We start from the raw sequence: 13124 nt of genomic DNA, 5'->3' as shown, positions 1-13124 counted from the left end.
TTTCATTACACAATTAAAACAAAACATTGTAGCATATATCTTTTCATTCTTTTACAAATTAAAAGAGACTGCTAACAAAACGCATACTCAATCTTATAAAAGTAATGGATTTATTTGAAATCCACCAGGGAGGTTATAACTATGGAAATTCGCTTATTAACAACAGAGGACGCAGAAATATATTTAAAAGTTTGTATGGAAGGTTTAACGAAAAACCCTGAAGCTTTTAGCTCTTCTTATGAAGATGTTCTTAAACAGGAAGACCCTGTAGCTGCTATGGCCAAACGATTAAGCAATCCGGATAAGTATACTCTAGGTGTCTTCAAAGATAATGATTTAATCGGTATTGCTACTTTAGAAACAAAGCCGTTCATTAAGCAAGAGCATAAAGCAAAAATCGGCTCCGTTTTTGTTTCCCCAAAAGCGCGTGGCCTTGGGGCAGGACGAGCTTTAATTAAAGCTATTATTGAAAATGCCGATAAATTGCAAGTAGAGCAACTCATGCTCGATGTTGTGGTTGGTAACGCTGCCGCAAAAAAATTATATGAGTCATTAGGTTTCCAAACTTACGGCGTACAAGAACGTTCTTTAAAACACAATGGTCAATATTGGGACGAGGAACATATGGTTCTATTCTTAAATGATTAATACTTCAATATAGATTTTCAAAAGCATCTTCTTATTACGAACGATGCTTTTTTTCATTACAACAATGTAATCTTCCTGTCACCTTTATCGATCGTACCAATCCTTTCCAATCGTTATACTAGACATATCAAATGAACGAACAGCATTCAATTGATATGTAGAGGAGAATGTGACATGAAACAAAACAAACAAGCTATCTTTTTAATATTTGCTACAGCAATTTTAACTTCCGGACTAGCCATTTTGCCTTGGTTTATTATATAGAATGAAACAAAAAAGCTTATTGCTTCTTTAAGAAGCAATAAGCTTTTTTCTATCTATTATGAAATCCCGAAAATTTTATTTACACAACTAATAATAATAAGCATAGATACGGCAACACACATCACAACTGTATTACGATCTTGCTTTTCTTTTTGTAAACGTTCTTCTTTTTTACTCATGTGTATAATCCCCTTTATAATAAAAAAAGTGTGAGATAGGAATTTTTCCTTATCCGATGCGAGGTGAATACGAAAATCCTCTCTATCTCACATACACAATAGAATGGAATTGTCATTTTATAAATAAAATGACATGACGTTATGTCGCAACATAGGGTATTTTGTGTCGCTACGTTTTCTATTATAAAAAATAGTTGTGCAAAACTAGTGCATTTTTTATGTCAATTGCCCTAAACGAAAAAATCAGCCACCCATTCAATCACATAAAAAGAGTTTTTTATTATTTTCATGTAAACTATACAAGTAGAATGAATAGTTTGGGGTGCACAAGATTATGGTAAAAATTTTATTAGTAGATGATGAAGAACGTATGTTACGATTGCTAGATCTTTTCTTAAGCCCTCGCGGCTATTTTTGTATGAAAGCTACATCTGGCCTTGAAGCGCTGGAATTAATCGAACAAAAAGACTTCGATATTATTTTATTAGATGTTATGATGCCAAATATGGATGGTTGGGATACTTGCTATCAAATTCGTCAAATTTCCAACGTTCCAATTATTATGCTAACAGCCCGCAACCAAAATTACGATATGGTTAAAGGTCTTACAATAGGAGCAGATGACTATATTACAAAACCATTTGATGAGCATGTACTAGTCGCACGAATTGAGGCTATATTACGCCGTACAAAGAAAGATGGATTTGTTAGCTTCAAAGGTATTGAGTGGGATAAAACGAAACATACTGTCACAGTTTATGACGAAAAAATCTCACTAACTCCTATCGAATTTTCGCTACTTGGACTATTTTTACAAAATACAAACCGCGCTTACAGCCGCGATGATCTAATCGAAAAAATTTGGGGCTATCAAACAGACATCGAATATAGAACAATCGATTCGCATATTCGCAATATCCGTGATAAATTACGCAAAAAAGGATTTCCAGTGGAGGATTATTTAGAAACTGTTTATAAAGTCGGATATAAATGGAAAAATGACTAATTACTTCGGCCAGTGGAAAATGATATGATATACACTGACCGTAAAAGCCCGACCAGTTCAACTAATAATCCGTGGGGATTTGTCCATCCCCACGGATTATTAGTTGAACTTTATATGAAATAAGGTATGGTGAGAAAATGAGCAAACTTTCACTTAAAGTTGGGACATACTTTTTAATATTAGCTTTATGTATTGAAACAATCGCTTTCGTATCTTTTTATAAAAGCCTTTCAAAAATGCGGGTTGAAGAAGAAACGATTTCTCTTTTAGAAAAAGGAAATCGTTATCGTGATACGATTGAACGTCGTGCAAAATGGAGCGAATACGCCGAGCAAAAAAAATATACTGAGCATTACAAACGTCCTGAATCCCCCATTTTCACTATCGAACATGCCGCTGAAGATTTAATGGAAACAGAGGCACTTACTAATTCCGATATCATTATCATTATAACTGATAATGATGGAAAAATTACGTCTTCCTCAGCAACTGTAACAAAAGATATGCAGCAACAACTCTATTGCAAAACACAACCTGTTACAAGAGATGGCTTAATAGTAGAAAAGAACTGGAAAAAATCAAAATTCATCTCAACAGTAAGCCCGATTAAAACAAAAGACTTCAATGGTAACTTACATATGTTTTTAAAAACATCATTTTTAGAAAATATGTTACTTAGACTCATGCATCAATTCATCATCGTTAGTATTTTAACACTTATTTTAACAACTATTTCTGTCTTTTTCTTCTCCCGCGTTATTACAGAGCCACTTATAAAAATGAAGAGAGCAACAGAGAAAATGTCAAAATTAAATAAACCGATTCAATTAGGAATTAAACGTAATGATGAACTTGGAAGCTTAGCAAAAACCATTGAAGATTTATCCAGCGAACTTACGTATATGAAAAAGGAACGAAATGAATTTCTCGCTAGTGTCGCTCACGAATTATTAACTCCATTAACCTATATGAAAGGTTATGCAAAAGTAGCACAGAGAGACTCTTTAACGAAAGAAGAACGTGAAGAATACTTACAAATCATTGAAGATGAAACAGATAGTATAACCGATCTTGTACAAGATTTATTTATACTTGTACAATTAGAACAACACCAGTTTGTTATTAAAAAACAAAAAATGCTGCTTCAGCCATTTCTAGAGCGAATGGTTGAAAAAACAAAAACAACATTAACGAACAAACAAATGCAACTTCATGTATATTGTAAAGATGATTTAGAAGTTTGGATAGACGAAAGACGCATGGAACAAGTTATGTTAAATTTATTGCACAATGCTTATCAACATTCGCCAGAAAACACATCTATAACGATACGTGTACTAGCGGAAACAGATTATTTTACAATAAGTGTACAAGATGAAGGTGAAGGTATTCCTGAAGAAGATATCCCACATATTTTTGACCGTTTTTATCGTGTTGATAAATCCAGAACCAGAGCTACCGGAGGAAAAGGTATTGGGCTGGCTGTTGCAAAGGAAATTGTCGAACTTCATAATGGTTCTATTAAAGTTAAAAGTGAATTAGGCGTCGGAACAGAATTTATAATTGAATTACCATTTGAATAATATATGCGTGAAATCACCAGTAGTAGTAAACACTACTGGTGTTATTTTGTTCATAAAACCAACTCATATAAGCTAGGCTTTTGAAATTATTCTTATTTCAATATAAAATAAAGGTACATTTGTCAAAGATTTGGAGGGTGATATAATTGGATATCCATGTATTAACAAAAGACGAAGCGGAAATTTACTTAGAACTTCGCGTAGAAGGATTAAAGCAAAACCCTGAAGCTTTCAGCTCTTCTTATGAGGATATTATTAATAAAGAGTGTGCTATCGAATATAAAGCACAAAAATTAGCACAAGATGAAAACTATACACTAGGTGCATTTAAAGATGGAAAATTAATCGGAGTTGCAACACTGGAAACGAAACCATATGTAAAACAAGAACATAAAGCAAAAATCGGTTCAGTATACGTATCTCCAAAAGCACGCGGACTTGGAGCAGGAAAAGCACTGATTAAAGAATGTCTTGAGCTTGCTAAATCTTTAGAAGTAGAACAAGTTATGCTTGATGTTGTTGTCGGAAACGATGGTGCAAAAAAACTTTATGAGTCATTAGGCTTCAAAACATTTGGTGTGCAAGAACGTTCATTAAAGTATAACGGACAATATTGGGATGAAGAGCATATGGTCTTATTCCTAGATGAAAATAAATAATAAAAAAACATCCTCTCATATATGAGGATGTTTTTTTACTTTCTTGTAAACCATGCCGTACTTAATAATTGAATCGCTTTTGCAATTTCTTCTTCTGATAAAATTGCAAATCCAAGTAGAACTACATTTTCAGGTGCAGTACCGCCTTTATAGTACGTAGAAACAGGATATATTTTAATACTATGTTTCGCCGCTTCTTTAATTAATTCTTCTTCCCGCATTCCATTATGCACCTTTAATAAAATATGTAATCCCGAATCTTCTCCTATCACTTCAACACGATTAGAAAAATATTTTTCTATTTCCAAAACAAGCCGATCTCTTTTTTTTCGATAGACAACACGCATTTTATGAATATGCTTTTCCCAATGTCCTTCGTTTAAAAACCTTCTAATCACTTCTTGATCCATTCTTGAAACACTTTGTGTATAAAACAAGTATTGCTGTTGATACTTTTTAATTAATTTCTTTGGTAACACCATATAACTCATCCGTAACGATGGTAACAATGCTTTAGATAACGTCCCCATATAAATAACTTTCCCATCCGTATCTAACCCTTGTAGTGCTGGTATCGGCTTTCCCGAATAACGAAATTCACTATCGTAATCATCTTCAATAATATACCGGTCTTCTTCTTTCTTTGCCCATTGTAAAAGCTGCATTCTTCTCGTGATAGGCATGATCATTCCATACGGAAATTGATGAGAAGGAGTAACAAATACAACATTCGCATCGCTATTTTCTAAATCTGCAATACAAATTCCATCTCTATCCAAAGATAACATTTGGACTCTTTTTTCTCCCTGTTCAAAAGCGACCATTTTCCTATGATATCCTGGATTTTCAACTGCATAATTGCTTCCCTTTAATAATTGAAACAGTAGTTTCACTAATATTTGTGTTCCCGCTCCTAATACGATTTGACTAGCTGAACAACGCACACCTCTAGATTCATACAAATAGTTCGCAATCTCTTCTCTTAAGCTCACTTCTCCTTGAGGGTGTCCAAGAAAAAGCAGTTTATTATTATGTGGCTGCCATACTTCATTTATAATTTTCCGATACATATTGAACGGAAAAGCATTTGTATCAATTCCTGTTTGTGTGAAATCAAATTTGTAATTCTTCTCCTGAAACGGTACTTCTCCTATTCTCTCTTCGCTTCCTTCTACATGAACCATTTGCTCAATCTTACACACAAAATAACCTTTTCTCGACATCGACTCAATATAGCCTTCTGCAAGTAATTGTTCATACGCCGCCTCTACTGTATTTTTACTTACTTGTAAATGTGTTGCTAACTTTCGCTTAGCTGGTAACTTCGTAAAGGCCGGGATCGTTCCATCTTTAATTTCTTTTTTTATATACTCATACAATTGCACATACAATGCCTTTTTACTATTCACATTTAAATTAGGCGTTAATTCTAACATAATATCTGACCCCTTAATAAAACTAAAATCTGACACTTTTTACAGTACCAGAAGTTATATATAATTCCTTTTATCATGTCACACATAAAAAATCAAATACTCGAGAGGAGATGCATGATCATGAACAATAGTAGACGTACTGGACTCATTATGATTATTACAGGAGCTACCTTATGGGGATTATCTGGCCCGATGATTCAGTGGCTATTTCAACATACTAACGTATCATCAATTGATTTTTTAACAATTCGCTTGTTACTTGCAGGAATATTTATTTTGTCTTTCTTACTTATAAAGAAACAAAACATATTTCAAATTTGGAAACATCCTAGACAATCTATACAACTTGTTATTTTTTCTATTCTCGGCATGCTTGGTGCGCAATACGCCTTTATCGAAACGGTTCATATTAGTAATGCGGTCACAGCAACGCTATTTCAATTTCTAGGTCCTGTTCTTATTACGATGTATGTTTCATTTGAGCAAAGAAAATTCCCTGCTTCTATGCAAATACTCGCAATTATAACTGCGCTAACAGGAACATACTTTATTATTACAAATGGCTCAATTGAAAATATTGTTTTATCTAAAGAGGCCATTATTTTGGGCCTATTAACGGCAATTGGATTTGCATTTTATACCCTTCATCCAGCTTCTCTTATTAAAGAATGCGGAACAACTGTAGTAATTGGTTGGGGGATGTTAATTGGAGGAATGGCACTGCTTATTTGTAATCGTTCTTTTGGATGGAATCAGATTTCACAAACCTTTACACCAAAAACTTTTTCTATGCTTATTCTTATCGTTATAAGTGGTACCCTTTCTTTCCTTTTGTATATCGGTAGTCTTAAATATTTAGCAGCAACAGAAACAAGTATTTTATCTAGCATTGAACCACTTGTAGCTGCCATTGTTTCAATCGCTTGGCTAAATGAATCTTTTGGAGCATATCAATTATTAGGCGGCGTATGTATCGTTCTTTCTGTTATTTTCTTAACGATGCCTCAAAAAGAGAACGAGCCAACCTATACAACTGAACAAGTATAAAGTGAAACTTTAATCAGTGGTTTTTTTTCCATCCCCCACGGATTATTAGCCCACACCAATCGGGCTTTTACGGGCAGTTGATCTCCCACCTAACTTCCTCGCATTCGCCGAATTTCGAGGTGGGAGTCTTACTGCACGCAAATAGCGGGATAAAAAATGTCAAAAGAGGTCGTACAAAACTTACGACCTCTTTTTATACTTTAAAGGAATTGTCCCGCCTTCTAGCAAATACAATTACACTAACAATAAAAACTAGGAGTGTGGCACCATGAAAAAAATCGGAACTCTGCTACTTCTCTCCTTCCTCATCACTGGATGCACACAAGCGCAACCCGATTCAAAGGTACCTAAAAGAGAAGCAATAGCAACATCATCCTCTCAAATTAACGCACCTTCTTTTTTTCATCTTAGCGTTTTAAAAGATGTAAATTGGGAAGAAGCGCCATCCTTCGTAGAAGGAAAGACACCTTTAAAGGGGATTGAAAGAAGAATTGCACTGGCTGATACACCTATTGTCGCAAATGAACAAAATGAAATTATGTGGTACTTTCTAGACCCTCAAATGCCAACTGGAAAACTATCTATTATTGCTTTAAAACAAGGATCTATCCTTCCAACACCAGTAATCGTTCCAACAGAAACCTCCAAACCAACTTGGACTACTTCAAATACAGTCGATACTACAATAAAAGAACTCCCCCTCGTAATGTCACTGCCATCATCTGGATTATGGATATTAAATATATATGTGAATGAAAAATATTATAATCAATTTGTAATCAATGCTGCGTAAAGTGACCAAACTAAAACACTTCCTTATAACAATGTAATTTCTACCTCATGTACTTCGATAGTTAAATTCTCTCTCTTCTCTTATACTTACAGTAATGAAATGAGGAAAGATGAAAAAATGCTGGAAGTGATTGTAGCAGTAACTGAGGTTTTAGTAAATGGTAAACAACTTGTGTTGGAATTAAATAGATAAATAGTGAGTGGGCATACATAATTCTACACTTCTTCATTATTTTGATTTCTTATCTCAAAAAAGCAGTGCCTCTTTAGGCACTGCTTCTAACTACTCATACTTTGGCATTTTCGTAATTTGCGCCACACCTGAATCAATAGCCGCTTTCGCTACTGCTTCTGCAACACTTGGAACAACTCTTTTATCTAATGGATTTGGAATTACATAATTCGCATTACGCTCTTCATCCGTAATAATGTTAGCGATCCCATATGCTGCTGCTAACTTCATCTCTTCTGTAATATCAGTCGCGCGTACATCTAACGCACCACGGAATATTCCAGGGAACGCCAATACATTATTTACTTGATTCGAATAATCAGAACGCCCTGTTCCTACTACAGCTGCCCCAGCTGCTAATGCATCCTCCGGGAAGATTTCTGGAATTGGATTCGCCATTGCAAACACAATTGGTTTCTCATTCATCATCTGTACAAGGTCTTTCGTTAATACGTTAGGAGCAGATACACCAATGAAAATATCAGCATGATGAATCGCTTCCTTTAATGTTCCACGTACGTAATCTCTATTTGTCTTCTTTGAAACTTCGATCTGCGCTTCGTTCATCCATGTTTCACCTTCACAAACAATACCTTCTAAACTAACTAACGTAATGTGTTTTGCACCAGCTTTTAATAATAGTTTTCCAATTGCAATTCCTGCCGAACCCGCACCGTTAATAACAATTTTCACATCATCCATCTGTTTAATTACGACTTTTAACGCATTAATAACAGCTGCTAAAACGACAATAGCTGTCCCATGTTGATCATCATGGAATACAGGAATATTCGTTTCTTCCTTTAACCGTTTTTCAATTTCAAAACAACGTGGTGCTGCAATATCTTCTAAATTGATACCTGCGAATGTAGGCTCTAAATTTTTTACAAGGGTAACGATTTCATCTACATCAGTCGTTCCCAAACATAACGGGAAAGCATCTACATTCGCAAACTTCTTAAATAAAATACTTTTTCCTTCCATAACGGGCATAGCCGCTTTCGGTCCAATATTCCCTAAACCAAGTACTGCAGTTCCATCTGAAACAACTGCTACCATATTACCACGTGCTGTATAGTCATAAGCTGTTTCCTCATCTGCTGCAATTGCTTTGCAAGACTCAGCTACCCCAGGTGTATACGTCAGGCTTAAATCATCCGCTGAATTCACTTCTACTTTACTTGTAATTTCAATTTTCCCTACTAACTCTTTATGCAATAACAATGATCTTTCATTAATTTGATTTTCTAACATACTTATAATCTCCCCTTAATTTGACAAGCTAGCTATATGAATATAGCTAGCTTGTTGATCATGAAAACATTTTTAATAAAATTGTCGCTGTTACGACCATTGCCGCTCCACCTAGACGCGTTGAAATTTGCGCGAATGGCATTAATTCCATACGATTTGAAGCTGATAGAATAGCAACATCTCCAGTTCCACCTAAACCACTATGACATCCAGTTACAATCGCTGATTCAACTGGATACATTTTCATCACTTTCCCTACAAGAAAACCTGTTGTTACCATTGTAAGAACAACCGATGCGCACACAACAACATATCCTACAGAAAGAACTGCTGCTACATCTTTTAACGGAATATATAGCAATCCTAAACCGACCATTAACGGCCAAGTTAAATTCTTTGAAATAAATTTATATAAATGGAATGCTCCTTGCTCCATTTTTGCTGGCATTAATTTAAAGTACTTCACAAGTGCTGCTGAGAAAATCATAATGATTGCCCCAGGAATACCGATGAACTTAGAAGCAAATCCTCCGAAGATGAAGAACGTACATGCAATTAATAAACCTGCTCCCATTAATGAGAAGTCAATTGGCTTCTCTGTATTTTGTTCTTTTAATAATTCTTCTTGATTGTCTGTTTTCACTAATACACCGTTACCACTAAGCTCAGGTTTCTTCTCACCTAAACGTTTCATATAGCCTGCGCTCACGATCGCAAACATATTTCCGATAATAGCCGCAGGAATAAGCTGTGATACAAATGCTGCTGATGATTCATTTAAAATATCACTGTAAGCTAACGACAATGGTAAAATCCCTTCGCCAATACCACCACTCACGATAGGTACGATAATAAAGAAGAAAGTCTTCTTCATTTCAAACCCAAATAGTGAACCAACTAATAAGCCTACTGCTATAGAAGCTAACGTTCCTACTACTAAAGGAATAAACATACGAACGAAACCTTGTACTAACACTTTACGGTTCATTCCTAAAATACTTCCAACTACTAAACAAGAAATATATAAATATAAAAAGTTCGATTTTTTCATTAACATAGTCGCAGCTTCCATTGAAGCTGGATTCATCCAGTTAAAAAATACAAGTAATGATGGAATAAATAATGAAAGGATTGCTGGACCACCGATATTTTTTAAAATTGGAATTCTCATCCCAATGTCTCCTAAGAAAATACCCATAATCATAATAACTGCAAATCCACCAATCATATCTGCTGGCAATTTGTTATATACAGATGCTCCATAAATAATAGCAGCCAATACTACGTATAACGGTAAAGGTATAACACCGATTTTTACATTCATCATTTTAGAAGCGAAAGATTCTCTTTGTACTTCATTTCCTTCAGAAAATGATACCGCTTCCACATTCTTTTGAATCCCCATATGGCACCCCCTTGTTTTCTTAATAACAATATTAAAACGCTTTCAATAGTAAAAATAGTTTTTGTAAGTTTTGTAACTACTTTTGTAATTAAAAAAAGTATAAGCGACTTATAATAAGTCGCTTATACGTAAAAATTTATTTTATTTTGATCAATACATCTTAATTTACTCACCGGTCTTCCCACATTTTGATACACCATTTCATTCTCTAATACTCCAATTTCAGTCAAAAACATTACATACTTTCGAATAGAAACCCTTGAAACTCCTACTAATTGCGCCATTTCATCTGTTGTAAATGCTTGTCCCTTAAGCGATTCGATTTTCTTCCAGATTAGTTGTAATGTTTGCTTCGTTAATCCTTTCGGAAGCTCTTTATTAACGAAAGATTCTCTTTTTTCTTTTTGTAAAAGTAGTGAATCTAATTCCGATTGACTAATTTTTTGTTGTTCTTTCATGAAGATGAATTTTTCTCGATATACAGTTAACGCCTCTTTAAATCGTTCAAATGTAAATGGTTTAATTAAATAATCTACTACGCCGTATTGTAATGCCTTTTTAATACTCCCCATATCATGCACAGCTGAAATCATCATAATATCAATTTCTTTTTCTTGATTCCGAATGTACATTAACAGCTCAAATCCAGTCTCTTCAGGCATAAAAATATCAAGTAATACTAATTCTACTCGGGATTTCTCTAATACTCCTATCGCCTCTTTTACTGATTTAGCTGCATGAACAAGTTCAAACCCTCCCACTTGCTCTAAATAATGTGTATTTAACATTGCTACCATCGGATCATCTTCTACAATTAAAACTTTAATCATATTTGCCTCTCATCCCTACCTTTAGGTATTTCAACTGTTATCGTTGTTCCCTCTCCTACCAATGAATGAATATGAATTTCCCCATTTATTCTCTGTATACTTTCTTTTACAAGATACAAACCATAACCGCGATTATCTCCCTTTGTAGAATAACCTTTTGTAAATAATGCATCCATTTCATCTTCTTGTATGCCATTCCCTGTATCTTGTACTGTAATAGTTAATGCATCCCCATATTGTATCCCAGCTTCAACTTGCTTCTTTTCACAATTCGTCACTGCCTCTAATGCATTATCAATTAAATTTCCGACAATCGTAATAAGTTCATGAGTGATACCTTCATCATATATTTCCGGCATGTAAGAATCTTCACTTATAATTAACTTTATATTTTTCTCTCTAGCATAGCTAAGTTTACCTAGTAAAAAACCAGCAAATACTGGACTTTTTATTCTTTTCATAACCCCACCAATTTCATATTGATGCTCTGATACCATACCACTTACATACTTCTGCAACTCTTCATACTGTTTCATATGTGTAAGCCCTAATACGACATGCATTTTATTCATAAATTCATGAGATTGTGCCCGTAACGCTTCTGCATATAGCCTAATCCCAGTTAGTTCCTCTGCTAATTTTCTAATCTCTGTTTTATCACGAAATGTTGCAATTGCGCCAACTATTTCTCCTTTTACATATAAAGGAACACGATTCGTAACAATCGTAATTCCATAAATATTTTGTTCTTCGTTTAATTGCATCTCTCCTGTTTGCAATACTTCTTTTATACGTGAATTAGGCATATACAATTCAACATCTTTACCGATAAAGTCGTCTTTAAGTCCGCTTTTCTTAAATATCCGTTTTGCCTCATTATTAATTAATGTTACTTTTGCCTCTTTATCTACGGCAATAATACCTTCTTTTACTGATTGTAGCATCGTATTTCTTTCTTCTAAAATTTTGGCTATCCTATGTGGCTCAAGACCAAATAAACTTTTCTTTATATGTCTAGCAAGTAGTATTGCTCCTATAATGCCAACTAGCACTCCCACCCCGACACCAATATAAATAATATGTCTACTTTCCTTAACTCTCTCTTTTACATTATCTGCTGAAATGCCAACAGCAACTGCACCAATCTGTTCACCTGTGTCAGCAAAAACAGGAACGAATACTCGCATTGAAATCCCTAAAGTCCCCTTTGCTAACGATACGTGTTCCTTTCCCTTCAATACAGTTCCTTCATCCCCTCCAACGAAATGATGACCTATTTTTTGAGGATCTGGATGAGATTTTCTAATTCCATCCATGTCCATAACGACAATAAATTGAACACCTGTATTTTTTAATATCCTATTTGCATATGTTTGGATTGCAAATGTATCTGCTTTCCCTATTAAACCATCGATTACAACCGAATCATTCGCTACAATATGTGCAATAGTTTTTGCCTTCTCTGCTTGGCTTTCTTCCGTCGTTCGTTCAACATTATGGCTAATTAACATATCTGTTACGAGCAAAGAAAAAATTACAACTGTGCACACTAATAATGTAATCGTTTTCCATAAATTCCATAGTTTTTTCCTTTTTCTCATCCCTTCCATGACTCCCCCAATTATTAAATGGTAAAATAAGTAGAATGATACCATTTTCACTCTATATTTTCCAATCAATAAAACAATCCATAATAATAAAATGTGTTTTTCAATTAAATCATGTCATTCTTAAAAGTTCGTATTACAAAAACAAGAGAGCTTCTATGTATAGAAACTCTCTTATTTTA

The 13124-nt window shown here is 34.5% G+C and carries 12 protein-coding genes; 6 read left to right on the top strand and 6 right to left on the bottom strand.

Going from position 1 to position 13124, the window contains the following annotated elements; translation table 11 throughout:
* The first annotated feature begins 141 nt into the window (after positions 1-141).
* Positions 142-648, top strand: coding sequence for an N-acetyltransferase family protein (locus ACQKNR_RS21250; protein ID WP_427320313.1), 507 nt, complete (start codon positions 142-144; stop codon positions 646-648).
* 320 nt (positions 649-968) lie between these two features.
* Here the strand turns inward: ACQKNR_RS21250 and ACQKNR_RS21245 are convergent, their stop codons facing one another.
* On the bottom strand, positions 969-1091 hold the full coding sequence (locus tag ACQKNR_RS21245) for a hypothetical protein (RefSeq protein WP_427320311.1): 123 nt from the start codon (positions 1089-1091) through the stop codon (positions 969-971).
* Between the two features lie 334 nt (positions 1092-1425).
* On the opposite strand from ACQKNR_RS21245, the gene ACQKNR_RS21240 reads away from it, so the two are divergent.
* The 3 genes from ACQKNR_RS21240 to ACQKNR_RS21230 all read left to right on the top strand — a co-directional run bounded on the left by ACQKNR_RS21240 (position 1426) and on the right by ACQKNR_RS21230 (position 4339).
* Positions 1426-2097, top strand: coding sequence for a response regulator transcription factor (locus ACQKNR_RS21240; protein ID WP_427320309.1), 672 nt, complete (start codon positions 1426-1428; stop codon positions 2095-2097).
* Between the two features lie 137 nt (positions 2098-2234).
* Positions 2235-3680, top strand: coding sequence for a sensor histidine kinase (locus ACQKNR_RS21235; protein ID WP_427320307.1), 1446 nt, complete (start codon positions 2235-2237; stop codon positions 3678-3680).
* A gap of 146 nt (positions 3681-3826) precedes the next feature.
* Entirely contained in the window at positions 3827-4339 is a 513-nt protein-coding gene (locus ACQKNR_RS21230) for a GNAT family N-acetyltransferase (RefSeq protein ID WP_000351212.1), read from the top strand.
* A 35-nt stretch (positions 4340-4374) separates the two neighbouring features.
* On the opposite strand, the gene ACQKNR_RS21225 is transcribed toward ACQKNR_RS21230, so the two are convergent.
* Positions 4375-5775 carry a PLP-dependent aminotransferase family protein gene (locus ACQKNR_RS21225; RefSeq protein ID WP_427320305.1) on the bottom strand — a complete coding sequence of 467 codons (1401 nt, stop codon included), beginning with the start codon at positions 5773-5775 and terminating at the stop codon, positions 4375-4377.
* A gap of 120 nt (positions 5776-5895) precedes the next feature.
* Between ACQKNR_RS21225 and ACQKNR_RS21220 the strand changes: the two genes are divergently transcribed.
* Positions 5896-6822: a DMT family transporter gene (locus ACQKNR_RS21220; protein ID WP_427320303.1), complete on the top strand. Its 927-nt coding sequence runs from the start codon at positions 5896-5898 to the stop codon at positions 6820-6822.
* Positions 6823-7090: 268 nt separating this feature from the next.
* A complete protein-coding gene (locus tag ACQKNR_RS21215) occupies positions 7091-7615 on the top strand; it encodes a DUF4871 domain-containing protein (RefSeq protein WP_427320301.1) in 525 nt (174 codons plus the stop codon).
* A 282-nt stretch (positions 7616-7897) separates the two neighbouring features.
* Here the strand turns inward: ACQKNR_RS21215 and ACQKNR_RS21210 are convergent, their stop codons facing one another.
* The 4 genes from ACQKNR_RS21210 to ACQKNR_RS21195 all read right to left on the bottom strand — a co-directional run bounded on the left by ACQKNR_RS21210 (position 7898) and on the right by ACQKNR_RS21195 (position 12936).
* Positions 7898-9100, bottom strand: a complete 1203-nt coding sequence (locus ACQKNR_RS21210; protein WP_427320299.1) for an NAD(P)-dependent malic enzyme — start codon at positions 9098-9100, stop codon at positions 7898-7900.
* 58 nt (positions 9101-9158) lie between these two features.
* Positions 9159-10505: a 2-hydroxycarboxylate transporter family protein gene (locus ACQKNR_RS21205; protein ID WP_427320297.1), complete on the bottom strand. Its 1347-nt coding sequence runs from the start codon at positions 10503-10505 to the stop codon at positions 9159-9161.
* A 122-nt stretch (positions 10506-10627) separates the two neighbouring features.
* Positions 10628-11335, bottom strand: a complete 708-nt coding sequence (locus tag ACQKNR_RS21200) for a response regulator (RefSeq protein WP_427320296.1) — start codon at positions 11333-11335, stop codon at positions 10628-10630.
* Positions 11332-12936, bottom strand: coding sequence for a sensor histidine kinase (locus ACQKNR_RS21195; RefSeq protein WP_427320294.1), 1605 nt, complete (start codon positions 12934-12936; stop codon positions 11332-11334). The genes ACQKNR_RS21200 and ACQKNR_RS21195 overlap by 4 nt, the downstream gene beginning before the upstream one ends.
* Positions 12937-13124: the final 188 nt, after the last annotated feature.

Origin of the sequence: Bacillus sp. NPDC094077, assembly GCF_050279465.1 — a bacterium.
Taxonomy (GTDB): domain Bacteria; phylum Bacillota; class Bacilli; order Bacillales; family Bacillaceae_G; genus Bacillus_A.
The sequence above is the reverse complement of the archived record's forward strand: the minus strand, read 5'-3'. Positions and strand labels throughout refer to the sequence as shown.

What these genes read in the sequence shown, in the direction of transcription:
- ACQKNR_RS21225 (WP_427320305.1), bottom strand. Translation starts at nt 5,775, where the DNA reads ATGTTAGAATTAACGCCTAATTTAAATGTGAATAGTAAAAAGGCATTG.
- ACQKNR_RS21215 (WP_427320301.1), top strand. Translation starts at nt 7,091, where the DNA reads ATGAAAAAAATCGGAACTCTGCTACTTCTCTCCTTCCTCATCACTGGA.
- ACQKNR_RS21210 (WP_427320299.1), bottom strand. Translation starts at nt 9,100, where the DNA reads ATGTTAGAAAATCAAATTAATGAAAGATCATTGTTATTGCATAAAGAG.
- ACQKNR_RS21235 (WP_427320307.1), top strand. Translation starts at nt 2,235, where the DNA reads ATGAGCAAACTTTCACTTAAAGTTGGGACATACTTTTTAATATTAGCT.
- ACQKNR_RS21220 (WP_427320303.1), top strand. Translation starts at nt 5,896, where the DNA reads ATGAACAATAGTAGACGTACTGGACTCATTATGATTATTACAGGAGCT.
- ACQKNR_RS21205 (WP_427320297.1), bottom strand. Translation starts at nt 10,505, where the DNA reads ATGGGGATTCAAAAGAATGTGGAAGCGGTATCATTTTCTGAAGGAAAT.
- ACQKNR_RS21245 (WP_427320311.1), bottom strand. Translation starts at nt 1,091, where the DNA reads ATGAGTAAAAAAGAAGAACGTTTACAAAAAGAAAAGCAAGATCGTAAT.
- ACQKNR_RS21250 (WP_427320313.1), top strand. Translation starts at nt 142, where the DNA reads ATGGAAATTCGCTTATTAACAACAGAGGACGCAGAAATATATTTAAAA.
- ACQKNR_RS21195 (WP_427320294.1), bottom strand. Translation starts at nt 12,936, where the DNA reads ATGAGAAAAAGGAAAAAACTATGGAATTTATGGAAAACGATTACATTA.
- ACQKNR_RS21200 (WP_427320296.1), bottom strand. Translation starts at nt 11,335, where the DNA reads ATGATTAAAGTTTTAATTGTAGAAGATGATCCGATGGTAGCAATGTTA.
- ACQKNR_RS21240 (WP_427320309.1), top strand. Translation starts at nt 1,426, where the DNA reads ATGGTAAAAATTTTATTAGTAGATGATGAAGAACGTATGTTACGATTG.